The organism is Streptomyces sparsogenes (assembly GCF_001704635.1).
GTDB classification, from domain to species: Bacteria; Actinomycetota; Actinomycetes; order Streptomycetales; family Streptomycetaceae; genus Streptomyces; species Streptomyces sparsogenes.
Genome location: NZ_MAXF01000124.1, coordinates 16460 through 40607, shown reverse-complemented (window position 1 = coordinate 40607; position 24148 = coordinate 16460). Strand labels below are relative to the sequence as shown.

Genomic DNA, 24148 nt, shown 5'->3' with positions numbered 1-24148 from the left:
ATGAGACAGCGACACGCCGACGTTACGGCGTGTCGCTGTCTCATACTCACCACAAACTCAACTCCGCTCGCGGGCCGCCGGGGCCACGGACAGCAGCGGGCGGTAGTGCCCCGCCGGGTAGGGCTCCCCGATGGGCTCGCCCGCGACCTCGATCCAGGCGTGGGCCTCGAACGGGCTGGTGCGCACCCCCGTGCACCAGGTGGGCCACACGCCCCGGCCGCGGCACAGCAGCGCCGCCGCGATGGACCGCTGGAGACACGCCTGGCCCGCGCAGCGCAGGCTCACCGCCACCACGGCCCGCCGGGCGGCCAGCGCCTGTTCGGCGGTGGCGGGCCGGGCGCCGCGCCGCAGGAACTCCAGCACCGCGCGCACCCGGGCCGGTTTGGCGCGGGCGAGCAGACGGGCCACGACCACCGCGAGCCAGGGCATCACCCGCCGGTGGAGCGGCAGCCGGTCGCGGTCGGGCAGCGCCACCGGGGCGCTCATCGGGCCTCCGTGAGCAGGTGCGCGGCCCGCAGCTGGGACACCAGGCGGGACACGTCGCGGCGGGCGTCGGCGGTGTCGAGGCGGTGGCGGGCGGCGAGCTGGTCGGCGGCCTGCTCGTCCGTACGCCCGTCCAGCAGGGTCTTCAGCACGAACACCCCGGTGGGGTTGAGCTGCCAGTAGCGTCCGGTGCGCTGGTGGAGCAGCACGGCGCCGTCGTCGGTCTCGGCCATGGACACGTCCTGATGCAGATTCAGGGACATCATCGCTTCCCAAGAGGTTTCCCGTGGGGCTTCCCCAGGGGTTGAGGTTGCCGTGCCGCGCGGGCCCAGGTCTCACAGCCCAACAGCTTTTCGGTGGCGATGTCCCGGGAGATGTCGGCGTGCGGTGTCAGCAGGTAGTCGCGCAGCGCCCCCGGGGACACCAGGCCCATGTCGGCCAGGGCGGAGTCGGAGAACACCTCGAGCAGCGCGGACAGGTTGCGTCGCCGCCCGGCCCGCACATCGGCGCTGAAGTCGCCTTTGGTGATGCGGCCGAGCACCACGTCCGGCACCAGGCCCCGCATGGACGCGGCCAGCAGCGGCTTGTACCGCCATGGTGTGACGCGCTCGTGGAGGCGCACCGCCAGCGCCGCCTCCACGACCCGGTCGTCCAGGTAGGGCTGGTGCAGTTCCACCCCCGCCGCGCCGAAGAGCCAGGACACCTGCCGGTACGCCGGCGCGGTGATCCGCAGCGCGGTCAGGTACTGGTGTTGGCCCCGGTCCTCGGCGAACGGCGCGGCGTGTTCGGCGGCCTCGCGCAGCGCTCGGCGCGCCGCGTCCACGGCGTCGGCGGTCGCCCAGACCGGGGCGCGGAGCGGTGTGAGGCCCCAGCCGAGGGAGGGGACTCTGCGGGGCGGGGCGGGGCTGGTCAGCTGCTCGGCCTGGGTCAGCCACCACTGGGCCGGGCCGTCCGTCCGCACCAGTTGGGCGAGGGTCGGGGCGAGGGACCAGCGGCTGAGCGCGCGGTGTCCGCGCAGATGCCGGAGCGCCGTCAGGGGCCGGCGGCGGGCCAGCCGGTGCAGATAGCCGGGGACCGGCCCGAAGAGCTCGTCGGCGCCGTGTCCGGCCAGGTGCGAGCGGGACCCGCGCTCGGCGAGCAGCCGCGCCGTGTACCGGACGCGCGCCAGGGTGCGCGGGTACAGATACGGCCGCTCGGTGTCGGCCAGGGCCCCGGGGTCGGTGAAGATCGACGGCAGGTCCCGCTGCCCCACGACCAGATGGCGCGCCTCGGGCAGCGAGCGGGCGGCCTGTTCGGCGAAGCGGGCGTCGTCGTTTCCGGCCTCGGCCTCGGCCCATCGGAAGGTCAGCAGGGTGGGGGTGTGCCGTGCGGCCAGGAAACTCAGCGTGGTCGAGTCCATGCCGCCGGACAGGTCCGCGCTGAGCCCGCCTCCCGCGCGGCGGCGCCCGTCCACGGCGGTGATCAGCGCCCCTCTGAGCGCCGATGCGCCTTCTTCCAGGCCGAGTTCGGGAGCGGGCGGCCGCCACCACCGCACCTCGCGCGCCCCACCCGGCTCCAGCCACAGGCTGTGGTCGTGCGCCACCGTGGCCACGCCCGCCCACACGCTCCGGTCGGCGAGCGGCGGCGGCAGCATGCCCCCGCACACGACGCGCACGGCCAGCGTGTCCGCGTCGATCCCGGCCCCGGTCATCGCCGCGAGCACATCGGCCCGGTCGGCGGCGATCGGCACCCCGCCCAGCCTGGTGTGGAACACCTGGCGCAGGCCCGTCACGCCGCCCTGCACACGTGTGGTGGCGCCGACGGCGGCGACCAGATGGAAGCTCCCCGGCAGCGCCTTGGCCACGGCGTCCACCTCGGCCACCGTGCGAACCCGCCGGCACAGCTCCTCGAGCCGGCCGGTGGTGACCGGGCAGAACCCGATCACCACCAGTCGCACGGGCCCGGTCGCCACCTGACGAATCTCATCCGGCTCCCACCGCCCCACCAGCCACGGTCGGCCGGACGGGTGCGGGATCAGCCGGGGAGCCTCAAAGGGATACGCATCAAACGAGAGCTGTGTACCCGGCGCGTCCGGAAGGACGACAAACCCGGCGCTCATCTCAAACGGTCCGGAAGGCTGCCGTCACCCCCAGCCCTGCTCGCCGAGCACGTCCTCGTACCGGTGGCCGAACCCCAGCGTGTCCTCCGAGAACTCGCCCACGCCCACCAGCGCCGGCGGCTCGTAGCTCTCGACGGTCTCGTCCGTTCTCGACTGCTTCTCCATGGGTTTCCTCCAGAGATTGATCCAGTGAATCGACCCCGAGGTCGCCCAGTCCCTACCCGCCCCCCACACCCCACTAGCCACAACGCGGCGGCAGCTTCCTGACACGTCGGAGCGGACTCGTTCCTGACACGTCGCTCAGACCCGGGTGGGCAGCGGCCCTCCGTTGTAGGCGATCGCGTCGGCGAAGGTCCCGAACGGGTCGAAGTCCGCACCGGTGCGGTCCGCGTACGCGCGGTGCAGGTTGAGGACGATGCGCTCGGCGTCGGGCAGACCGCCGAATTCGCCGAGCGAACAGCCCCGCGCGGCCTCCAGCGGCGTCAGCCCGTCCCGCAGACCGGCCTCGGCGGTGTCCACCACCAGCCGGTAGTAGCGCCGGTGGGTGTCCAGCACCTCGGGCAGGGTGTCCGCGTCGATGAGCGGGCCGTGCCCGGGTACGACACGCTCGGGCTCGAACGCGGCGATCCAGTCGAGCGAGCGCAGCGCGCCCTCCAGCGAGCCCATGAACACCAGCGGAGTGACCTGGTGGAAGAGCAGATCCCCGGCGAACAGAACACGCTCCCCGGAAAGCCACGCGACGGCGTCGCCGGGGGTGTGCGCGGCGTACCCCGGGTGACGCAGCTCGATGCGCCGCTCCCCCACGTGCAGCGTCAGCGCCGTACGGAAGGTCACCCCGGGCGCCCGCCGCGCCACCCCGCCCCAGTCCGGCAGCGGATGCCACGCGGGCGGACACCCGTCGATCACGGTGTCCGCCAGGATCCCCTCGCGGGTCGCCTCGTGCGCGACGATCGTCGTGGCCTCGGGCAGCAGGCTGTTCCCATGGGTGTGGTCGCCGTGCAGATGGGTGTTGACCGCGTACCGCACGGGCGCGCCACCGGTGGCTTCGGCGACGGCGCGCAGCAGATTGCGGGTGCGGCGCTCGGTGGCGCAGGTGTCGATCAGGACGACACCGTCGTCCGTGGCCACCACCCCCGCGTTGTTGACCCACCACGAGCCGTCCGGCTGGACCCAGCCGTAGACGCCGTCGGCCACCGGCTGGAGGGTGCCGGTCTGCGCGCTCATCGGTGGGTGGCGAATCGCAGGAACCGGGTCCAGGCGAGTTCGTTCGCCCTCATAGCTCTCCTCGCAGTCGCTCCGGCAAGTCCCCGCGCGTCCTGGTCAGTCGGGGCCTGGGAGCGCAGTGTGTCACACCGCCGATGGAGCGGACGCGCCTCTGTCGAGTCGGCCTCCTCCCCATCGCGGCTCCACCGGAATTCCGGTGCGTGCCGGTATCCAGGGACTGTCGGTCGGTCTGGGACGGCCACACCGACCGCAGCCCTCGGAAGGAGTCAGGCATGATGCGCCGCCTCACCACCACTGCCGGGATTCTGGCCGCAGCGGGAGCCCTCACCCTCTCGATGGCCACCTCGGCGTCCGCCGCTCACGGCGACCTGTTCAACAGCACCTGGCGTGTCGTCAACCCAACGGGCTGCGTCCGGGTGCAGCTGGAGGACAACAGGTTCCACGTGTACAACGACACCAACGAATACGCTCTCGCCTACGCGAACAACGACTGCAGCGGGCCGGTCATCGATGTGATCCCGCCCGGCGGCCGCTCCCAGGAGGGCGAGATCGCCATCCTGGGCCGGGCCGTCTGGATCCGTTGACGTAGGCGAGGCCCGCAACCGACGCACGTGGCCTGGCCGGCCGGCGCGCTCATGGCCCCGGGGTTCCCGCCTGTTGGTCGGACCGGAGGCCGACCGCGCGCAGGAGGGCGTCGCGGCAGGCCAGGATCGCGGGGTGTCGGCTGCGGCCGCGGCGTACGACGGTGAAGATGCGGCGGGTGCGGTGGCCGCGGGGCAGCGGCCGCAGGGTGACGGTCGGGGGTTGTGCGCTCCAGACGAGGTCGGGCAGGAAGGCGGCGGCGTGTTCCTGCTCGACGAGGCGGAGGTGGAGCAGGAGGTCGGTGGTCTCGAACCGCACATCGGGTTCGAAGCCCGCGTTGCGGCACAGGGTCATGGCCCAGTGCCGGGCGGCGGTGCCCTCCGGCTCCATGACCCAGGGCCGGTCGGCGAGTGAGCGCAGCGCCGCCATCGGGCCGCCGGTGGCCACCTCCGGGCGGTCGGCCGGGGCGGGCAGGGCCAGGCGCAGGGGATCGTCGAGCAGGTCTTCCTGTTCCAGTCCGGCGGGCCGCGGGTTGGGGTTGCCGGGGTATTCCTCGGCGATGACGAGGTCGAAGTCGCGGGCCTGAAGGGCGGGCAGGGACCTCTCCGGCTCCATGTGGGTCACGTGGACGCGCAGCCGCGGGTGGAGGTCGCGCAGCAGGCCGAGCGCGGTCGGGACCAGCGCCAGGGCAGCCGTCTGGAACGAGGCGACGCGCAGGGTGCCGGTCAGGTCGGTGAGGGAGGTGGCGATGTCGGCCTCCGCCCGCTCCAGGCGTTCGAGGACGGCCTCGGTGTGGGCGACGAGGATCTCCGCCTGCTCGGTCAGCCGCACCCGCCGCCCGACGGGCTCCAGAAGACGGACACCGACCTCGGCTTCCAGCTGCGAGAGCTGCTGGGAGACGGAGGAGGGGGCGTAGGACAGGGCGGCGGCGACGGCCGCGAGGGTGCCGCGGTGCTTCAGCTCGCGCAGCAGACGCAGTCGGTGCAGGTCGAACACCGGCGGTCTCCTCTGGACTCGCCCTTCAGCAATCATCGGTGGTTCCGACGACTATAGGTCGAAAACATTCGCTGGACCGATCGTGGCCGTCCGTGGACCCTGATCGTGTGCCTGAGAACGCTCCCTCCCTCCGTACGCCCGCCCTCCACACGCCCTCCCTCCGTACGCCGCCGTGGACCGCGCGGTCGGCCGCCCGCGGCTGGCGCTGCGCACCCGCCCCCGCCGAGGTGCGTGGCTTCCACGCCGCGCTGCCGGGCTACTCCCCCACCCCGCTGACCGAACTCCAGGCCCTGGCCATCGAGTTGGGGGTCGGCCGGGTCTTCGTCAAGGACGAGTCGTGCCGTCTGGGACTGCCCGCCTTCAAGGCGCTGGGCGCGTCCTGGGCGGTCCACCGCATCCTTGCCGAGGCGGCCGCGGACGGCGCCGAGCCGGGCCCGGTCACCCTGGTGACCGCCACCGACGGCAACCACGGCCGCGCGGTGGCGCGCACCGCGCGGCTGCTCGGGCAGCGTGCCCACGTCTTCGTTCCGCGGGGTGTGCATCCGGGCGCCGTGGCGGCCATCGCCGCCGAGCAGGCGGAGGTCACCCAGGTCGCGGGGCCGTACGACGAGGCCGTGCGCCTGGCGGCCGAAGCCGCCGCCGCGCCGGACGCGGTCCTGGTCCAGGACACCGCCTGGCCGGGCTACGAGCGGATCCCCGGGTGGATCGTCGAGGGCTACTCCACCCTCTGCGCCGAGATCGACGAGCAGCTGGCGGCCGCGGGGGCCACCGAGGGACCCGATCTCGTCTCCGTACCGGTGGGCGTGGGGTCCCTGGCCCAGGCCGTGATCACCCACTACCGCAGCCGCCCGTCCGGGCGGGCTCCGGCGCTGCTGTCGGTGGAGCCGGAGGCCGCGGCCTGCGTCCTGGAAAGCCTCACCCGCGGCGAACCGGTCAGCGTCGCCACCGGCGACACCACCATGGCCGGGCTGAACTGCGGCACCCCCTCCAGCATCGCCTGGCCCTACCTGCGGGGCGGCCTGGACGCCGCCGTCGCCGTCCCCGACTCGGCCGCCGCCCACGCCGCCGCCCGCCTCGCCGCCCTCGGCGTCGCCTCGGGCCCCTGCGGGGCCGCGACGCTCGCCGGCCTGCGGGTGGCGCTCACGGGCGCGGGCGCCGAGGAGCGCCGGGCGGCGCTGGGGCTCGGCCCGTCGTCGGTGGTCGCGCTGCTCAGCACGGAGGGCCCGGCGGCCAACCCCCACGCGGCCACCGCCCACTGACCACCGACCACCGAGCACCGCCCTCCGCGCCCTTCGCCGGTTTCCGGCACCAGAACACCAGACATCCGGGAGAGAGCCCATGCCCGCCCCCACCCCCACCCCCGCCACGATCACCGTCAACGGCGACCGCCTGTGGCAGTCGCTGATGGACCTCGCCGAGATCGGGGCGTACGACGACAAGCGCACCGGCCTGCGCGGCGTCAACCGCCTCGCCCTGACCGACGCGGACGCGGCCGGCCGCCGCCAGGTCATCGCCTGGATGGAACAGGCCGGCCTGGCCGTCCGCGTGGACCGGATGGGCAACATCTACGGCCGCCGGGAGGGCACCGACCCCACCGCGGCCCCGGTGCTGACCGGCTCGCACATCGACAGCGTCGCCACCGCGGGCGCCTTCGACGGCTGCCTCGGCGTCCTCGGCGGCATCGAGGTCGTCCGCACCCTCGACGAGCGCGGCATCGCCACCCGCCGCCCGATCGAGGTCGGCGTCTTCACCGAGGAGGAGGGCGTCCGCTTCGGCACCGACATGCTCGGCAGCGCCGTCGCCGCGGGCCGCCTCACCCTGGAGTACGCCCACGCCCTGACCGACCGCGACGGCCTCACCCTCGGCGGCGAACTCGCCCGCACCGGCTTCGACGGCCCCGCCGACGTACGCCTCGCCCCGCCGCACGCCTACGTCGAGTGCCACATCGAACAGGGCCCCGTACTCGCCGAGCGCGGCGTGGAGATCGGTGTCGTCACCGGCGTGCAGGGCATCTCCTGGCAGGAGATCACCATCCACGGCCGCGCCGCCCACGCCGGCACCACCCCCACCCGTCTGCGCGCCGACGCGGGCCTCGCCGCCGCGCAGATCGTCGTCCACCTGCGGTCCCTGGTGGACTCCGGCGCGTACGGAGACCTGCGGGCCACCGTCGGCCACCTCACCGTCCACCCGGACCTGACCAACATCGTCCCGGCCCGCGCCGAGCTGACCGTCGATCTGCGCAACCCCGACGACGGCCAGATGGCCCGGGCGGAGGAGGCCCTGGCCGCGTTCCTGGGCGACCTGGAGGACAGGTGGCCGGGCCTGTCGCTGACCACCCGGCGCATGGCCCAGACCGCCTACGTCCCCTTCGACGAGGGCGTGCAGAAGGTCATCGCCCAGGCCGCCGACGACCACGGCCTGGACCACGTCTCCCTGCTCTCCGGCGCCGGACACGACGCCCAGGAGATCGCCGCCCTCTGCCCCACCGCCATGATCTTCGTACGCGGCGAGTACGACGGCATCAGCCACAACCCCCGCGAGTACTCCACCCCCGAGGCCTGCGCCCACGGCGTCGACGTCCTGGCCACCACCCTGCTGCGCCTGGCCGACCAGGACTGACCGCTCACGCCGCTCCCGCGGCGTCGAGATCCGCCACTGGAAAAGCGCCCCGGCCGGCCCTCACTCGTCGCGACCGCCCGCGCCCCCGGCGGCGGCCGCTCCCTCATGCGGCCTGGCGCCGAGGGAGTGCTGGAGCCCTTCACCGCCGACGCGGCGCGCGTGCCGGCGAGCGCGCCCCGAGCGGTCGCGGCCCGCCCGTCGGGGCTACGCCGGCGGAAGCTCCCACCTGATCTCGCCCTCGTGCCGGTGATCGGTGGGCGCCAGGCCGGCAGCGGCGGCAACGGCACCGGACGCGTGGTGGTCCGGATGGATGTGGGCACGGATCGCCCGCACTCCTTGCTCCCGCAGCCACCCGACCAGCCCTCGTGCCGCCTCGGTGGCGATCCCGCGCCCTTGCCACGGGGTCCCGACCACCCAGGCGACCTCGGCCGTACAGCCGCGCCCCGCGGTGGTGATCGTCGCCTGCACCGTCCCGGTCAGACATTGCTCCTCGCGGAGCCGGATCACCCAGTTCCACCACGTCCGGGCGGGGTCGGGCGAGCCGGCCACCAGGCGTTCGTACCGTGCCCGCAAGGCCTGCGGAGAGTGCGGGGCGCCGCCGATGAAGACATGCAGAGCCGGGTCGGAGAACACCTCGGCCATCTCGTCCGCGTGCTCGACGGCGAGCGGCACGAGGCTCAGCCGGCCCGTCTCGACAGCCTTGATCTCCATGGCGCTGACGCTACCCCCTGCCCCGTCCGGCCCGCCTCACCGCGCCGCGGGCTCGTCTCCTGCGAACACCTCGCGGTTCCGGACGATCTCCGCCTGGTGTTCCCGCACCCAGCCCACGACATGCGCGACGGATTCGCTGAGCGATCGGCCCAGCGGGGTGAGCTCGTATTCGACCCGGGGCGGTACCTCGGCGTAGGCGGTTCGCGTGACCAGGCCGTCGCGGGTGAGGGAGCGGAGCGTCTGGCTCAGCATCCGCTGGGACACCCCGGCGATCCGCTGGTGCAGGGTCGTGAAGCGCAGCGGTCCCTCGGCGAGCGCGGTGATGACCAGGACGGTCCACTTGTCGCCGACGCGCGCGAGCACGTCCCGCACGAGCTCGATGGTCGCCGCGCACTCCGGGGCGACCCCGGCGGCCGCCAGTTGGGAACGCAGCGCGGAGCCCATGGGTCTGTTCCCCTCCAGTGCGTAGCTTCCAGTGCGTAGCTGACTTCAAAGTGCGTGACGGCGGGCCCTTGATCGTGGCGACCGCGTCCCCGTTACATACGGATGGTAACCACGGGGCGCCCGCCCCGATCCGCGACTGCCACCTGAGGGAAGCATGGCCACCACGGAAGCCACCGCACCTGACCCGCCCGCCGACGGGCACGTCGGCGACCCGGTCCCGGGGGTGCGCCACGACACCTTCACGGTCGGTCTCCACCTGGCCGCACCCGCGAGCGCGGTCTTCGAGGCCTTCGCCGACACCTCCATCCGGCGCCGCTGGTCCAAGCTGCCGGGCCGCCACGTGTCGTACGAAAACGACTTCACGGTGGGCGGCGGCGAGACGGCCTCGAGCCTCTTCCCGGTTCCCGGCGCGGCGCCGGAACGGCTCGGGTACGAATCCCGGTACCTCGACATCACCCCGGACTCCAGGATCGTCTACACGTACACGGCCCGCGTGGACGACGTGCCGCGGTGGACCTCGTTGGTGACGGTCGAACTGCTCCCGGAGGCCGCCGGCACCCAGCTGCGGTGGGTCGAGCAGGCGGCCTTCCTCACCGCCTCCGCGGAGCCCGACCACGACCTCCCCCACCTGCGCGGCGCCACCCGCCTGCGGTTGAACGGCCTCGCTGCGGCCCTGAGGCCCGGCCCCGGCCGCGCCGGTTAACACAACGGCGCGGGCCGTGACCCTTGGGTCACGGCCCGCGCCATCCGTCTGTGTGGATCGTGTCCGAGGGGGGACTTGAACCCCCACGCCCGATAAAGGGCACTAGCACCTCAAGCTAGCGCGTCTGCCATTCCGCCACCCGGACAAGGTGTGCTCCGCGGTTGCCCGCGGCGACAGGGACAACGATACCAAGGTTTTGGAGTGCGTTTCACCTGCGTAAGGGGCCCGCCCCCGGGCCGCGCCGACCTGCGGGGACGCGGCCTGGGAGCCGGTGGGGGGCCGGTCGGGGTCACGGTGGGTGGTCAGGTGGGCATCAGGTGGTAGTCGGGGAAGTTGCCGGGGGTGCGGTCGGGGTCGGGGCCTTCGGTGACGGCGTGGACGAGGAGGTGGCCGCCGACGAAGGCGCCGCGCCAGGAGGCGCCGAAGCCGCCGAAGAGCTCGTCGCGGTCGCCGCGGGAGCGGGGGGTGCCGTGGCCGGTCTTGAAGGCGCGGATCTGGGGGGCGAGGCGCTGGTAGGTGGCGGGGTCGTCGCAGGAGAGGGTGGCGACGAGGGCGCCGTTGCTGGCGTTCATGGCGGCCAGCAGCTCGGCCTCGGTGTCCACCAGGACGAGGGTGTCGACGGGGCCGAAGGGCTCGGCGTGGTGGAGGGGGGAGGACGGGGGCGGGTTGAGGAGGGTGACCGGGGCCAGGTAGGCGGAGCGGTCCTGGTCGGGGAGGAAGTGGCCGGCGGCGAGGTCGCCGCGGTGGAGGGGGACGGCGCCGCGGTCGATGGCCTCGGCGACCTGGTCGCCGAGTTCCTTGGCCTTGGCGGCGTTGATCAGCGGCCCGAAGTCGAGGTCGGGGAGGGGGGCGGCCGGGTGTTCGACGGCGAGGGGGTGGCCGAGGCGGATGGCGCGTACGGCCGGGAGGTAGACGGCGAGGAAGGCGTCGAAGCTGGAGCGCTGGACGACGAAGCGCGGGTAGGCGGTGCAGCGCTGCTTGGCGTAGTCGAAGGTCTTGCGGATCTGCGGGCCGAGCCGCTCCCAGCCGGTGAAGTTCCACACGCCCCAGGTGTTGAGGCCCTCCTGTTCCAGGATGTGGCGTTTGCCGAGGTCGGCGACGGCGGTGGCGACGCGGGCGCCGGTGTCGCGGCCGCCGACGAAGGAGACGCAGCCGATCTCAGGCGAGCGGACCAGGGCCTCGGACAGCTCGCCGCCGCTGCCGCTGACCAGGGTGACGGGGACGCCCTCGCGGGCGGCGAGGGCGCAGGCGAGGGTGAGGCAGGCGAGGCCGCCGTCGGTGGGGGTCTTGGCGATCACGGCGTTGCCCGCCAGGGCCTGGACCAGCATGGCATGGGCCAGGACGCTCATCGGGTAGTTCCAGCTGGCGATGTTGGAGACCGGGCCGGGCAGCGGGGAGCGGCCCTCGAGCATGCGGTCGATCTCCTCGACGTACCAGCGGACGCCGTCGACGGCACGGTCCACGTCGGCCCGGGCGAGCCGCCAGGGCTTGCCGATCTCCCAGACGAGGAGGAGGGCGAGCAGGTCCCGGTGGGCGGCGAGCGCGTCGAGGGTGGCGGAGACGCGGGCGCGGCGCTCGGGGAGGGGGAGGTGGCGCCAGGCGCGGTGCTGGTCGAGGGAGGCGCGTACGGCCTGGCGGGCGGGGGCCGCGTCCAGCCGGGGCGGGCCGGGGATGGGGGTGCTGTCGATCGGCGTGGTCGCGGGGAGCGGGTGGCCGTCGTCGTGCCAGCGGCCGTCCCAGAGGTTGCGGACGCGGTCGTCCTGGAACGCCTCGGGCGCGGCGGCCCGGCTGCGCTGCCAGGCGTCGGCCCAGGCGGTGCCGGGCTTGAGGGTGAGGGTGGCTGCCATCCTCATCACCTTCCCGACCGGTGGCGGGCCGCATCACCGGTGTCCGCCAGAAGGGCGAACACCAGCTCGGCCGTCTCCGTCGGGGTGGCCCCGACCCGTACGCCGGCGGCCTCCAGCGCCTCTTTCTTGGCGCGGGCGGTGCCCAAGGAGCCGGACACGATGGCTCCGGCGTGGCCCATGGTTTTGCCCTCGGGGGCGGTGAAGCCCGCCACGTAGCCGACGACCGGCTTGGTGACGTCGGCCTTGATGAAGTCCGCGGCCCGCTCCTCGGCGTCGCCGCCGATCTCGCCGATCATCACGATCAGGTCGGTGTCGGGGTCGGCCTCGAAGGCGGCCAGGGCGTCGATGTGGCTGGTGCCGATGATCGGGTCGCCGCCGATGCCGACGCAGGTCGAGAAGCCGATGTCGCTCAGCTCGTACATGAGCTGGTAGGTCAGCGTGCCGGACTTGGACACCAGGCCGATCCGGCCCGGCTTGGCGATGTCGGCGGGGGTGATGCCCGCGTTGGACCGGCCGGGGGAGATCAGGCCGGGGCAGTTGGGGCCGATGATCCGGGTGGCGCGGGCCCGGGCGTGGGCCTGGAAGGCGACCGCGTCGTGGACCGGGATGCCCTCGGTGATCACGACGGCGAGCGGGATCCGGGCGTCGGCGGCCTCGGTCACCGCGGCCTTGGCGTGCGGCGGCGGGACGAAGACGACGGTCACGTCCGCGCCGGTGGTGGCCACCGCCTCCGCCACGGTGCCGAAGACGGGCACCGTACGGTCGTCGAAGGCGACGCGTGTCCCGGCCTTGCGGGGGTTGACGCCGCCGACGACGTTCGTGCCGGCGGCGAGCATCCGGCGGGTGCGCTTCCTGCCCTCCGCGCCGGTCATGCCCTGGACGATGACCTTGCTGTGCTCGGTGAGGAAGATTGCCATGCCGTGAGCCTCCTCAGGCCGCGAGGTGGGCGGCCCGCGCGGCGGCGCCGTCCATGGTGTCCGCCTGGTGTACGAGCCGATGGGCGCGCGCGGCGAGGATGGCCCGGCCGCGTGCCGCGCTGTTGCCGTCGAGCCGGACGACCAGCGGCTTGGTGAGGGTGACGGTGTCCAGGGCGCGGACGATGCCCTCGGCCACCGCGTCGCAGGCGGTGATGCCGCCGAAGACGTTGACGAGCACCGACCGTACGTCGGGGTCGCCGAGGACGAGCGCGAGGCCGCCCGCCATGACCTCGGCCGAGGCGCCGCCGCCGATGTCGAGGAAGTCGGCGGGGCGGGCGCCGCGGCTCGCCACCACGTCCAGGGTGGACATCACCAGGCCGGCGCCGTTGCCGATGACGCCCACGTGGCCGTCCAGCTTGACGTAGTTCAGGCCCTTGGCCGCCGCCTCCGCCTCCCGCGGGTCATCGGCGGTGTCCGCCGCGTACGCGCGCGGGCGGCGGAAGCGCGCGTTGTCGTCCAGCGTGACCTTGCCGTCCAGCGCGACGATCGCCCCGTCCCGCGTCCTCACCAGCGGGTTGACCTCGACCAGCAGCGCGTCCTGCTCGGTGAGCACCCGCCACAGGCGGCGCACGGTCGGCGCGGCCTCGGCCGGCAGCCCGCCCGCCGCGGCGATCTCGGCGGCCTTCGCGTCGGTGACGCCCTCGTCCGGGTCCACCGGGATCCGGGCCACCGCCTCGGGGCGGCGCGCCGCCACCTCCTCGATCTCCATGCCACCCTCGGCGGAGGCGATGGCCAGGAAGCGGCCGGCGGCGCGGTCCAGGGCGTAGCCGAGATAGAACTCGCGCTCGATCTCGACCGGTTCGGCCACCATCACGCGGTGGACGGTGTGCCCCTTGATGTCCATGCCGAGGATCTGACGCGCGGTCAGATACGCGGCCACCGGGTCGGCGGCGAGCCTGACGCCACCCGCCTTGCCCCGTCCCCCGGCCCTCACCTGCGCCTTGACGACGACTCGGCCGCCCAGCCGCTCGGCGGCCGCGCGGGCCTCGGGCGCCGAGTCGGCGACCTCCGCCCGTGGCACCAACACGCCGTAGTGCTCGAAGAGTTGCCGTGCCTGATGTTCGAACAGGTCCATGCCCGCTCCTTCGGTCCGGGTCGCAGCGGCCCGGTCGCAGCGCTTGGTCAAACCCTTGCCGAACGCCCCCTGGACATCGATCAGTCGATGCGGGATAACAATGTTCATACCGCATAACGTCGACTGTATGCAATCTGCCTCCATGTGAGACACGCGAGACCGCACCCCCACCCCCGACGAAGGGACGCGCATCGCCATGCCCGACGACAGCCAGGAACTCATCTCCGGCGGGCACTTGGTCGCCAAGGCACTCAAAGCCGAGGGGGTCGACGTGATCTACACCCTCTGCGGCGGCCACATCATCGACATCTACGACGGCTGTGTCGACGAGGGCATCGACGTCATCGACGTACGCCACGAACAGGTGGCCGCCCACGCCGCCGACGGCTACGCCCGGATCACCGGCAAGCCCGGCTGCGCGGTCGTCACCGCGGGACCCGGCACCACCGACGCGGTCACCGGCGTCGCCAACGCCTTCCGCGCCGAGTCCCCCATGCTGCTCATCGGCGGCCAGGGCGCCCACACCCAGCACAAGATGGGGTCGCTCCAGGACCTGCCGCACGTGGACATGATGGCGCCGATCACCAAGTTCGCCGCCACCGTCCCGGACACCGCCCGCGCCGCCGACATGGTCTCCATGGCCTTCCGCGAGTGCTTCCACGGCGCGCCGGGGCCCTCCTTCCTGGAGATCCCGCGCGACGTCCTGGACGCCAAGGTCCCGGTCACCAAGGCCCGGGTCCCCGAGGCCGGGAAGTACCGGGCCTCCACCCGCACGTCGGGGGACCCCGAGGCGGTCGAGAAACTGGCCGACCTGCTGGTGCGGGCCGAGAAGCCGGCGATCCTGCTCGGCAGCCAGGTGTGGACCTGCCGGGCCACGGACGCGGCCATCGAGCTGGTGCGGACGCTGAACGTGCCCGCGTACATGAACGGCGCGGGGCGCGGCACGCTGCCGCCCGGCGACCCGCACCACTTCCAGCTCTCCCGCCGCTACGCCTTCGCCAACGCCGACCTGATCGTGATCGTCGGCACCCCGTTCGACTTCCGGATGGGCTACGGCAAGCGGCTCTCCCCCGACGCCACGGTCGTCCAGATCGACCTCGACTACCGCACCGTCGGCAAGAACCGCGACATCGACCTCGGCATCGTCGGCGACGCCGGGCTGGTCCTGTCGGCCGTCACCCAGGCCGCCTCGGGCCGCATCGACGGGGGCGCGGGCAAGCGCAAGGAGTGGCTGGACGAGCTGCGCGCCGCCGAGCAGACCGCGCTCGGGAAGAGGCTGCCGCAGCTGCGCTCGGACGCCTCCCCCATCCATCCGTACCGGCTGGTCAGCGAGATCAACGACTTCCTCACCGAGGACTCGGTCTACATCGGTGACGGCGGCGACATCGTCACCTTCTCCGGCCAGGTGGTGCAGCCCAAGTCGCCCGGCCACTGGATGGACCCGGGGCCGCTGGGCACCCTCGGGGTCGGGGTGCCGTTCGTGATGGCCGCCAAGCAGGCCCGCCCCGACAAGGAGGTCGTGGCCCTCTTCGGGGACGGGGCGTTCTCCCTCACCGGCTGGGACTTCGAGACGCTGGTCCGCTTCGACCTCCCCTTCGTCGGCATCGTCGGCAACAACTCCTCGATGAACCAGATCCGTTACGGCCAGAAGGCCAAGTACGGCGAGGGGCGCGAGCGGGTCGGCAACACCCTGGGCGATGTGCCGTACGACCAGTTCGCGCGGATGCTCGGCGGCCACGGCGAGGAGGTCCGCGACCCGGCGGACATCGGCCCGGCCCTGCGGCGCGCCCGCGAGTCCGGCAAGCCGTCGCTGATCAACGTCTGGGTGGACCCGGACGCGTACGCCCCCGGAACGATGAACCAGACCATGTACAAGTGAAGGGGCCGCGAGATGACCAAGGCTCTTGAGGGCGTGCGCGTCCTCGACATGACGCACGTACAGTCCGGTCCCTCCGCCACCCAGCTGCTGGCCTGGCTCGGCGCGGACGTCATCAAGCTGGAGTCCACCACCGGGGACATCACCCGCAAGCAGCTGCGCGACCTCCCCGAGGTCGACTCCCTCTACTTCACGATGCTCAACTGCAACAAGCGGAGCATCACCCTCAACACCAAGACGGAGCGCGGCAAGGAGATCCTGACCGAGCTCATCCGGCGCAGCGACGTCATGGTGGAGAACTTCGGCCCGGGGGCCGTGGACCGCATGGGCTTCCCCTGGGAGCGCATCCAGGAGATCAACCCGAGGATCGTCTACGCCTCGATCAAGGGCTTCGGCGACGGCCCGTACACCAGGTTCAAGGCGTACGAGGTGGTCGCGCAGGCCATGGGCGGGTCGATGTCCACGACCGGCTTCGAGGACGGGCCGCCGCTGGCGACCGGGGCACAGATCGGCGACTCGGGCACCGGGGTGCACTGTGTGGCGGGCATCCTGGCCGCGCTCTACCAGCGCACCCGCACCGGGCGCGGCCAGCGGGTCAATGTGGCCATGCAGCACGCGGTGCTGAATCTGTGCCGGGTCAAGCTGCGCGACCAGCAGCGGCTGGCGCACGGGCCGCTCGCGGAGTACCCGAACGAGAGCTTCGGGGACGAGGTGCCGCGCTCGGGCAACGCGAGCGGCGGCGGGCAGCCGGGCTGGGCGGTCAAGTGCGCACCCGGCGGGCCCAACGACTACGTCTATGTGATCGTGCAGCCGGTCGGCTGGCAGCCGATCACGGAGCTGATCGGCCGGCCGGAGCTGGCGGAGGATCCGGAGTGGGCGACACCGGAGGCGCGGCTGCCCAAGCTGGCCAAGATGTTCCAGCTGATCGAGGAGTGGTCCGCCACCCTGCCCAAGTGGGCGGTGCTGGAGGCGCTGACCGCCCACAACATCCCCTGCGGGCCGATCCTGTCCACCAAGGAGATCGTCCAGGACGCGTCGCTCGCGGCCAACGGGATGGTGGTGAAGGTCGACCACCCCGAGCGCGGCACCTTCACCACCGTCGGCTCGCCGCTGAAGCTCTCCGACTCCCCGGTGGACGTGGAGCGCTCGCCGCTGCTGGGCGAGCACAACGAAGAGGTGTACGTCGGGGAACTGGGCCTCGACGGCGAGGAACTGCGGCTGCTCAAGGCGAACGGAGTGATCTGACGGTGGCGGAGCCAACGTATGACACAGCGGCCGTGCGGGCCGTGCTGGACACCGCCCGCGCCGAGGGCCGCTCGGCGCTGACGGCGCCCGAGGGCAAGCGGATCACCGACGCGTACGGGATTCCGACCCCGGCCGAGGGGCTGGCGGAGTGCGCGGACGACGCGGTGGCGCTCGCGGACCGGATCGGCTTCCCGGTCGCGCTCAAGATCGTGTCCCCGGACATCCTCCACAAGACCGACGCGGGCGGGGTGCGGGTGGGCCTGGCGTCGGCGGCGGAGGTGCGCGGCGCGTTCACCGCGATCGTGTCGAACGCCCGGGCGTACGACCCCAAGGCGCGGATCCAGGGCGTGCAGGTGCAGCAGATGGTGCCGGCGGGCGGCCAGGAGGTCATCGTCGGCGCGGTCACCGACCCGACCTTCGGGAAGGTCGTCGCGTTCGGCCTGGGCGGGGTGCTGGTGGAGGTGTTGAAGGACATCACCTTCCGGCTGGCCCCGGCGAGCCGGGACGACGCGCTGTCGATGCTGGACTCCATCCGCGCGGCCGAGGTGCTGCGCGGGGTGCGCGGCGGGGCCGCCGTGGACCGGGAGGCGCTGGCCGGCCTGGTGGTCCGGGTCTCCCGGCTGGCGGCGGACTTCCCCGAGATCGCGGAGGTGGACCTCAACCCGGTGTTCGCCTCGCCGAGCGGGGTGCTGGCCGCCGACGTACGGATCCTGATCGGCGACGCGCCGCCCGCCGAGCGGCGCCGCTACTCGCGGGAGGAGATCCTGGCCGCGATGCGGCGGCTGATGCAGCCGCGCTCGGTCACCGTCATCGGCGCCTCCAACGAGCAGGGCAAGATCGGCAACTCGGTGATGCGCAACCTCATCGACGGCGGTTTCCCCGGCGAGATCCACCCGGTGAACCCGAAGGCCGACGACATCCTGGGCCGCAAGGCGTACCGGTCGGTGACGGAGGTGCCCGGCGAGGTGGACGTGGCGGTGTTCGCGATCCCCGCGAAGTTCGTCCCCGCCGCGCTGGAGGAGGTCGGCCGCAAGGGCATCCCCAACGCCGTGCTGATCCCGTCCGGTTTCGCCGAGACCGGCGAACACGAGTTGCAGCGGCGGATCGTGACGATCGCCGAGGAGCACGGGATCCGGCTGCTGGGGCCGAACATCTACGGCTACTACTCGACCTGGCAGGATCTGTGCGCCACCTTCTGCACCCCGTACGACGTCAAGGGCCCGGTGGCGCTGACCTCGCAGTCCGGTGGTATCGGGATGGCGATCCTCGGCTTCGCCCGCACCACCCGCACCGGCGTGTCGGCCATCGTCGGCCTCGGCAACAAGTCGGACGTGGACGAGGACGACCTGCTCACCTGGTTCGGTGAGGACCCCAACACCCGGTGCATCGCCATGCACCTGGAGGACCTGAAGGACGGCCGCGCCTTCGTCGAGGCCGCGCGCGCCACCGTGCCGAAGAAGCCGGTCGTGGTGCTCAAGGCGGGCCGTACGGCGGCGGGGGCCAGGGCCGCGGGCTCGCACACCGGGGCGCTGGCCGGTGACGACGCGGTCTACGACGACATCCTGCGCCAGGCCGGGGTGATCCGCGCCCCGGGGCTGAACGAGATGCTGGAGTACGCGCGGGCGCTGCCCGTGCTGCCCACGCCGCAAGGTGACAACGTCGTCATCATCACCGGCGCCGGGGGCTCCGGGGTGCTGCTGTCCGACGCGATCGTCGACAACGGGCTGTCGCTGATGGAGATCCCGGCGGACCTGGACGCGGCCTTCCGCCGCTACATCCCGCCCTTCGGCGCGGCCGGCAACCCGGTGGACATCACCGGCGGCGAGCCGCCGGCCACCTACGAGGCGACCATCCGGCTGGGCCTTGAGGACCCGCGCATCCACGCGCTCGTCCTCGGCTACTGGCACACCATCGTCACCCCGCCCATGGTGTTCGCCGAGCTGACCGCGCGGGTCGTGGAGGAGTTCCGGGCGCGCGGCATCCGCAAGCCGGTGGTGGCCTCCCTCGCGGGCGACACCGAGGTCGAGGAGGCGAGCCAGTACCTCTTCGAGCGCGGCGTGGTGGCCTACCCCTACACCACCGAGAAGCCGGTGGCCGTCCTGGGCGCGAAGTACCGCTGGGCCCGGTCAGCGGGGTTGCTCACGTAGAGCCCGCCGTTCTCCCGAGCACGAAGAGTTTGGACAGGGGGCGCTGGCCAGTTCCTTCGAAGCCAAGGGGACGTCATGAGCACAGAGCAACACCGGAACGGGACCGTGCCGTACCGGGAAGTGCGGGACGGCAAGGGGCGCGTCTACCGCGTCGGCGAGACGGACCGCGACATTCTCGGCCACAGCCGGAAGCTGATGGTCTACCTGCCGTGGGTCGCGATGATGGCCATCAGCGTGTCCGAGTACGCGTACGGATCGGCGGAGGACACGCTCTCCGATGCCCACGGCTGGAGTCAGAGCAACACGTTCTGGATCCTGAGCGTGTGGGTGTTCTTCCAGGCGGGGATCGCCTTCCCCGCCGGCTGGCTGCGGGAGAGGGGGATCCTGACCGCCCGCAGGGCGATGTACACCGGGTCGGGCCTGTGCCTGGTGGGCTTCCTCGCCCTCTCCCACCTCGACAACGTCTCCGCCGCGATCTGCGGCTTCGGCGTCATCGGGGGGCTCGGCTCCGGGCTCGTCTATGCCACGTGCATCAACATGGTGGGCAAGTGGTTCCCGGAGCGGCGCGGCGCGAAGACCGGATTCGTCAACGGCGGCTTCGCCTATGGCGCGCTGCCGTTCATCTTCATCTTCAACTACTGGTTCGACACCGGGAACTACCACGAGGTACTCGACCTCATCGGTGTCTACGTCCTGCTCGTGGTGGCGGTCTGCGCCTGGTTCTTCAAGGACCCGCCCAAAAACTGGTGGCCGGCCCACATCGACCCGACCCGCGCCGGCGGCACCGCCAAGAGCGCCGCGAGCCTGGCCAAGAACCCGCCCGCGGTGCGGCAGTACACGCCCAGGGAGGCCATCCGGTCCGGCATGCTGCCGCTGATGTGGCTGGCGCTGGTGATGACCGCCGGGGTGTCCATCTTCGGCATCTCCTTCCAGGTCGACTACGCCAAGGACGTGGGTTTCGGCCCGCTGGTCGCGGCCTCGTCGATGGGCATCATGTCCGTCATCAACGGCGTGGGGCGCGGGGTCGTGGGCTGGCTCTCGGACATCTGGGGGCGCAAGACGACCCTGGTGTTCGTGATCGTGCTGCTGGGCCTCGCGCAGTTCGGGGTGATCTGGGCGGGACATCTGCACAACGAGGCGCTGTTCCTGGCCTTCGCCTTCCTCTCCGGCTTCGGCGGCGGCGCGTTCTACCCGATGTTCGCCGCCCTGACCCCGGACTACTTCGGCGAGAACTACAACGCCACCAACTACGGCCTGGTGTACAGCGGAAAGCTGGTCAGCGGGCTGTTCGGCGGCGGACTCGGCTCCATGGTGGTCGACGCCTGGGGGTACGACGGCGCCTACGCGCTGGCCGGCGGCATCTCCATGCTGGCCGCCGGGGTCGCCCTGCTGCTGCGCCAGCCGGGCCGCCCGAGGGTCCGCGACATCGCGCCCAACCCGCGGCCGATCAGCCGGGAGGCGGTGTGACGGCGACATGAGGACGGCCGCCCGACGGCGGCCGGTTCGGGACGGCGGCACGCCCGGCACCACGGGCGTGCCGCCGTCCGTTTCCCGGCGGGGCGACGGACCCGCGTCCTCGTTAGGATCGCGGAGCATGGAACTGACAGTGGTAGCCCTGCTCATCATGGTCATCGCGACGATGTGGTCGGCCATCGAGCGCAAGGTGGACAAGCTGAACCGCAGGACCGCGCAGTTGACCCGCAAGGTCGACCTGATACTCGAACACCTGGGCATCGAGGAACCCCAGCCGGATCTGGCGCCCGTGCGGGCCCTCGTCGTGGAGGGGAAGAAGATCCACGCCGTCAAGGCCTACCGGGAGATCACCGGGGCGGACCTCAAGGAGGCCAAGGAGGCCGTCGACCGCATGGGGTGACACGCCTCCGCGGCGACCCGGCAGCCCGTCAGTCGCGCTCGCGCTCGTGATACGTGCGGCGGGTGTGTTCGGTGTGGGCGCGCATGACGGCGGTGGCGCGCTGTTCGTCGTGGTCGGAGATGGCCGCGATCAGCTCACGGTGTTCGATCCAGGACTGCTTGCCGCGCTGCCGGGCCACCGGGGTGTAGTACCAGCGGACCCGGCGGTCCACCTGGGCGGCCAGCTCGGCCAGGACCGTGTTTCCCGCCAGCTCCATCACCTTGGCGTGGAACTCCGCGTTGGCCGCGACCGCGCCGTCCACGTCGTCGGCGAGCACCGCGCGCTCGCCCCGGGCGCACAGCTCCTCCAGGGCCTCGACGCCGGACGGGCCCGCGCTCGCGGCGGCCAGCCGGGCGGCCTCGGCCTCCAGGAGGGTGCGGACCGTGAGGAGCTGGTCGGCCTCCTCCTCGGTGGGCTCGTGGACGAACGCGCCCTGGGCGGGGCGCAGGTCCACCCAGCCCTCGGTGTTCAGCCGCTGGAGCGCCTCGCGCACCGGCTGGCGGGAGACGCCGAGCTGGGCGGCCAGCTCGCTCTCGACGAGGTGCTGACCGGGGCGCAGGGCGCGCGTGGTGATCAGCTCGAGCAGGGCCTCGTAGACGCGCTCGCGGAGCGGCCCCGGCCGCTCCAGCCTGGGCACCGCGCCCTGCGGCAGTCCTCTCACCGTCATCGGGCCCCCTAGGGACGGACTCTGCGGATTGGCTATTGTCTACAGTTTACTCATACTGTCCACACATAGCGGCCTGACATCTGGTCAGGCCGTGGCCGAATCCATAGAGTCGCGGCCATGCCCTCCACTCCCCGCCCCGGCCTCCTCGACCGCTCCCGCTCGCTCGCGCCGCCGGGCTGGAGCCGCTGGCTGGTCCCGCCCGCCGCGCTGTCCGTCCATCTCGCCATCGGCCAGGCGTACGCGTGGAGCGTGTTCAAGCCACCGCTGGAGTCCTCGCTCGACCTGTCGGGGACGGCGAGCGCGCTCCCCTTCCAACTGGGCATCGTGATGCTGGGCCTCTCGGCGGCCTTCGGCGGCACGCTGGTCGAGCGCAACGGCCCGCGCTGGGCGATGTTCGTGTCGCTGGTCTGCTTCTCCTCGGGCTTCCTCATCGCCGCGCTGGGCGCCGCCACCCGCCAGTACTGGCTGGTGGTCCTCGGCTACGGCTTCGTCGGCGGCATCGGCCTCGGCATCGGGTACATCTCCCCGGTCTCCACGCTGATGAAGTGGTTCCCCGACCGGCCGGGCATGGCCACCGGCATCGCCATCATGGGCTTCGGCGGCGGCGCGCTCATCGCCTCCCCCTGGTCGACCCGGCTGCTGGAGGCGTTCGGCACCGACAGCTCCGGCATCGCGTCCACCTTCCTGGTGCACGGGCTCACCTACGCGGCCTTCATGACGCTCGGCGTGCTGCTGGTGCGGGTCCCGCCGGACGGCTGGCGGCCGGCCGGCTGGGTGCCGGCGACCGCCCCGGCCCGCCTGATCAGCACGGCGGACGTCTCGGCGCGCAACGCGATCCGCACCCCGCAGTTCTGGTGCCTGTGGGTCGTGCTGTGCATGAACGTCACGGCGGGCATCGGCATCCTGGAGAAGGCCGCGCCGATGATCTCCGACTACTTCGCGGACACCTCCACCCCCGTCACCGCCTCCGCCGCCGCGGGCTTCGTGGCCCTGCTGTCGGCGGCGAACATGACCGGGCGGCTGGTGTGGTCCTCGGCCTCGGACCTGATCGGCCGCAAGAACATGTACCGGATCTACCTGGGCGGGGGCGCGCTGATGTATCTGGCGATCGCGCGGCTCGGGGACTCCTCCAAGCCACTGTTCGTGGTCTGCGCGCTGGTGATCCTGTCCTTCTACGGCGGCGGGTTCGCGACCGTGCCGGCGTATCTGAAGGACCTGTTCGGCACCTATCAGGTGGGCGCGATTCACGGGCGGCTGCTGACGGCCTGGTCGCTGGCCGGCGTCCTCGGCCCGTTCATCGTCAACAAGGTCGCCGACCACCAGAAGGAGGCCGGACACACCGGCCCCGGCCTCTACTCGCTCTCCATGTCCATCATGATCGGGCTGCTCGTCGTGGGCTTCCTGGCCAACGAGCTGATCCGGCCGGTCCATCCGCGCTTCCACGAGCCGGCCGGAGATCCGGTCGGGATCGCAGAAGCCGCCCCGCCGAGAAGGGAACCGACCGATGAGGAACCGCACGGCGCTGGCCGTCGCCGCCTGGGCCTGGGTCGCGCTGCCCTTCGCGTACGGGGTCTACGAGCTCGTACGCAAGGCCAGCCGGCTCTTCACCGGCTGAGCCGAGAACTGCGGCGTCCGGCCAGGTCTCACACAACTGGCGGATCACAGGCAGCGGCCCCGGCCGTCCGGAAGTGCCGGACCGGGGCCTCTTCGTCTCGTCGCCGGGCCCGGGGAAGGCCCTGGAGCTTGCCCTGGAGAGCGAGTCTCTCGGAGTTGACCAGCCGGTTTCAGCTTTGAGCGGCAGGGTCACGGGTCGAGGTGGTCGCGCTCCGAAACCAGCTCGCTGTCCGGAGCTCTGGGTCAGGCCCGCGTCGCGCGCAGCGCCGCGTACTGCAGGGCCGCGAAGCCGCCGACCGTGACGGCCTGCAGCGGGATCCACACCGCACCCGCCGTCGTCGGCGCCAGCCAGGTGGCGAGCGCGATCAGGCTTACCACGGCCCAGGCCACGTTCGACTCGATGACGGCACGGACCGGCAGCACCGGCGGGCTCTTGCGCGTGGCGAGGATTCCGACGCCCGCGCCGAAGAGCGTGAGGAAGGCGCCGAGTCCCAGCAGCAGCCCCTGGCCCATGCCGAGAAATCTGCCGAGCGGCCCGGAGGCGGCGAGGTAGGCGAGCCCGTTGCCGGTGGTGACGACGGCGTCGACGGCGAGGAAGCGGCGCAGCATGGTCTGCGGCTCGGAGGTGCGGGCCAGGGCGGCGAGCTGTACAGCGGACATGACGGATCGGCCTCCGTGGGCGTCGGGGTCCCGTGGGGATGGTCTGCCAGGGCTCGGGCCGGAGTGCGCCGGCCCGCGGCCTGGTGGAAACCACTCTGCCCGGCGGGATTCGGACGGTCGATTACGTCAGGGGTAATGCGCGTACGCCGCGGCTGCACTGCAAGGACGCTGCGGAACCCTTCCCTGACAACCTCAGTAGGCATACTGTATTCAATATCCTGTCGACATGCCCGCGTTGCCGACGATGTATGAGCCGTCATGCCGTCAT

General features: G+C 72.4%; 23 protein-coding genes, 1 tRNA gene and 1 pseudogene. 11 read left to right on the top strand and 14 right to left on the bottom strand.

What is annotated here, in order from left to right; all coding sequences use genetic code 11:
• Positions 1 to 57: 57 nt before the first annotated feature.
• The 5 genes from BBH68_RS25690 to BBH68_RS25675 all read right to left on the bottom strand — a co-directional run bounded on the left by BBH68_RS25690 (position 58) and on the right by BBH68_RS25675 (position 3805).
• On the bottom strand, positions 58 to 486 hold the full coding sequence (locus BBH68_RS25690; protein WP_065965874.1) for a lasso peptide biosynthesis B2 protein: 429 nt from the start codon (positions 484 to 486) through the stop codon (positions 58 to 60).
• Positions 483 to 746, bottom strand: coding sequence for a lasso peptide biosynthesis PqqD family chaperone (locus BBH68_RS25685; protein ID WP_065965873.1), 264 nt, complete (start codon positions 744 to 746; stop codon positions 483 to 485). Before BBH68_RS25685 ends, BBH68_RS25690 begins: the two co-directional genes overlap by 4 nt.
• A complete protein-coding gene (locus tag BBH68_RS25680; protein ID WP_079151205.1) occupies positions 746 to 2434 on the bottom strand; it encodes an asparagine synthase-related protein in 1689 nt (562 codons plus the stop codon). The genes BBH68_RS25685 and BBH68_RS25680 overlap by 1 nt, the downstream gene beginning before the upstream one ends.
• Before the next feature lie 171 nt (positions 2435 to 2605).
• Positions 2606 to 2746 carry a lasso RiPP family leader peptide-containing protein gene (locus tag BBH68_RS40890; RefSeq protein WP_104531406.1) on the bottom strand — a complete coding sequence of 47 codons (141 nt, stop codon included), beginning with the start codon at positions 2744 to 2746 and terminating at the stop codon, positions 2606 to 2608.
• Positions 2747 to 2881: 135 nt separating this feature from the next.
• Positions 2882 to 3805: an MBL fold metallo-hydrolase gene (locus BBH68_RS25675; RefSeq protein ID WP_065965871.1), complete on the bottom strand. Its 924-nt coding sequence runs from the start codon at positions 3803 to 3805 to the stop codon at positions 2882 to 2884.
• A gap of 272 nt (positions 3806 to 4077) precedes the next feature.
• On the opposite strand from BBH68_RS25675, the gene BBH68_RS25670 reads away from it, so the two are divergent.
• The gene (locus BBH68_RS25670) at positions 4078 to 4389 is read left to right on the top strand and encodes a hypothetical protein (RefSeq protein WP_065965870.1); all 312 of its coding nucleotides are present in this window, start codon (positions 4078 to 4080) and stop codon (positions 4387 to 4389) included.
• 49 nt (positions 4390 to 4438) lie between these two features.
• On the opposite strand, the gene BBH68_RS25665 is transcribed toward BBH68_RS25670, so the two are convergent.
• A complete protein-coding gene (locus tag BBH68_RS25665; protein ID WP_065965869.1) occupies positions 4439 to 5383 on the bottom strand; it encodes a LysR substrate-binding domain-containing protein in 945 nt (314 codons plus the stop codon).
• Positions 5384 to 5490: 107 nt separating this feature from the next.
• Between BBH68_RS25665 and BBH68_RS25660 the strand changes: the two genes are divergently transcribed.
• Positions 5491 to 6642, top strand: a complete 1152-nt coding sequence (locus BBH68_RS25660) for a diaminopropionate ammonia-lyase (protein WP_065965868.1) — start codon at positions 5491 to 5493, stop codon at positions 6640 to 6642.
• 79 nt (positions 6643 to 6721) lie between these two features.
• Positions 6722 to 8002: a M20 family metallo-hydrolase gene (locus tag BBH68_RS25655; RefSeq protein ID WP_065965867.1), complete on the top strand. Its 1281-nt coding sequence runs from the start codon at positions 6722 to 6724 to the stop codon at positions 8000 to 8002.
• A 204-nt stretch (positions 8003 to 8206) separates the two neighbouring features.
• On the opposite strand, the gene BBH68_RS25650 is transcribed toward BBH68_RS25655, so the two are convergent.
• Both BBH68_RS25650 and BBH68_RS25645 read right to left on the bottom strand, forming a co-directional pair.
• Positions 8207 to 8713 carry a GNAT family N-acetyltransferase gene (locus tag BBH68_RS25650; RefSeq protein WP_065965866.1) on the bottom strand — a complete coding sequence of 169 codons (507 nt, stop codon included), beginning with the start codon at positions 8711 to 8713 and terminating at the stop codon, positions 8207 to 8209.
• A 36-nt stretch (positions 8714 to 8749) separates the two neighbouring features.
• Positions 8750 to 9157 (bottom strand): winged helix-turn-helix transcriptional regulator, encoded by a 408-nt coding sequence (locus BBH68_RS25645; protein ID WP_079151204.1) that lies wholly within the window; start codon positions 9155 to 9157, stop codon positions 8750 to 8752.
• 154 nt (positions 9158 to 9311) lie between these two features.
• On the opposite strand from BBH68_RS25645, the gene BBH68_RS25640 reads away from it, so the two are divergent.
• A complete protein-coding gene (locus tag BBH68_RS25640) occupies positions 9312 to 9860 on the top strand; it encodes an SRPBCC domain-containing protein (RefSeq protein WP_079151203.1) in 549 nt (182 codons plus the stop codon).
• Between the two features lie 60 nt (positions 9861 to 9920).
• Here the strand turns inward: BBH68_RS25640 and BBH68_RS25635 are convergent.
• From BBH68_RS25635 to sucC, 4 genes are all read right to left on the bottom strand, one after another.
• A tRNA-Leu gene (locus BBH68_RS25635) sits at positions 9921 to 10005 on the bottom strand.
• A 157-nt stretch (positions 10006 to 10162) separates the two neighbouring features.
• Positions 10163 to 11707: an aldehyde dehydrogenase family protein gene (locus BBH68_RS25630; RefSeq protein WP_065965865.1), complete on the bottom strand. Its 1545-nt coding sequence runs from the start codon at positions 11705 to 11707 to the stop codon at positions 10163 to 10165.
• A gap of 5 nt (positions 11708 to 11712) precedes the next feature.
• Positions 11713 to 12624 (bottom strand): succinate--CoA ligase subunit alpha, encoded by a 912-nt coding sequence (gene sucD / locus BBH68_RS25625; protein ID WP_065965864.1) that lies wholly within the window; start codon positions 12622 to 12624, stop codon positions 11713 to 11715.
• 13 nt (positions 12625 to 12637) lie between these two features.
• The gene (gene sucC / locus BBH68_RS25620) at positions 12638 to 13759 is read right to left on the bottom strand and encodes an ADP-forming succinate--CoA ligase subunit beta (protein ID WP_065965863.1); all 1122 of its coding nucleotides are present in this window, start codon (positions 13757 to 13759) and stop codon (positions 12638 to 12640) included.
• A gap of 196 nt (positions 13760 to 13955) precedes the next feature.
• On the opposite strand from sucC, the gene BBH68_RS25615 reads away from it, so the two are divergent.
• The 5 genes from BBH68_RS25615 (at position 13956) to BBH68_RS25595 (ending at position 20900) form a co-directional block, all read left to right on the top strand.
• On the top strand, positions 13956 to 15638 hold the full coding sequence (locus BBH68_RS25615) for a thiamine pyrophosphate-binding protein (RefSeq protein ID WP_065965862.1): 1683 nt from the start codon (positions 13956 to 13958) through the stop codon (positions 15636 to 15638).
• Positions 15639 to 15650: 12 nt separating this feature from the next.
• Entirely contained in the window at positions 15651 to 16880 is a 1230-nt protein-coding gene (gene frc, locus BBH68_RS25610; RefSeq protein WP_065965861.1) for a formyl-CoA transferase, read from the top strand.
• A gap of 2 nt (positions 16881 to 16882) precedes the next feature.
• On the top strand, positions 16883 to 19027 hold the full coding sequence (locus tag BBH68_RS25605; protein WP_065965860.1) for an acetate--CoA ligase family protein: 2145 nt from the start codon (positions 16883 to 16885) through the stop codon (positions 19025 to 19027).
• A 75-nt stretch (positions 19028 to 19102) separates the two neighbouring features.
• Positions 19103 to 20494 carry an OFA family MFS transporter gene (locus tag BBH68_RS25600; RefSeq protein WP_065965859.1) on the top strand — a complete coding sequence of 464 codons (1392 nt, stop codon included), beginning with the start codon at positions 19103 to 19105 and terminating at the stop codon, positions 20492 to 20494.
• 127 nt (positions 20495 to 20621) lie between these two features.
• Entirely contained in the window at positions 20622 to 20900 is a 279-nt protein-coding gene (locus tag BBH68_RS25595; RefSeq protein WP_065965858.1) for a ribosomal protein L7/L12, read from the top strand.
• A gap of 28 nt (positions 20901 to 20928) precedes the next feature.
• Here BBH68_RS25595 and BBH68_RS25590 read toward each other — a convergent pair whose 3' ends face one another.
• Positions 20929 to 21606, bottom strand: a complete 678-nt coding sequence (locus tag BBH68_RS25590) for a GntR family transcriptional regulator (RefSeq protein ID WP_076970635.1) — start codon at positions 21604 to 21606, stop codon at positions 20929 to 20931.
• 117 nt (positions 21607 to 21723) lie between these two features.
• Here BBH68_RS25590 and BBH68_RS25585 point away from each other — a divergent pair.
• Together BBH68_RS25585 and BBH68_RS44555 are read left to right on the top strand one after the other, a co-directional pair.
• Positions 21724 to 23058: pseudogene (locus BBH68_RS25585) on the top strand (L-lactate MFS transporter); the annotation flags it as partial.
• A 52-nt stretch (positions 23059 to 23110) separates the two neighbouring features.
• Positions 23111 to 23221 (top strand): MFS transporter small subunit, encoded by a 111-nt coding sequence (locus BBH68_RS44555; RefSeq protein WP_425428844.1) that lies wholly within the window; start codon positions 23111 to 23113, stop codon positions 23219 to 23221.
• A 242-nt stretch (positions 23222 to 23463) separates the two neighbouring features.
• On the opposite strand, the gene BBH68_RS25580 is transcribed toward BBH68_RS44555, so the two are convergent.
• Complete coding sequence (locus BBH68_RS25580; protein ID WP_065965856.1) at positions 23464 to 23880, bottom strand: hypothetical protein; 417 nt, start codon at positions 23878 to 23880, stop codon at positions 23464 to 23466.
• Between the last annotated feature and the right edge of the window lie 268 nt (positions 23881 to 24148).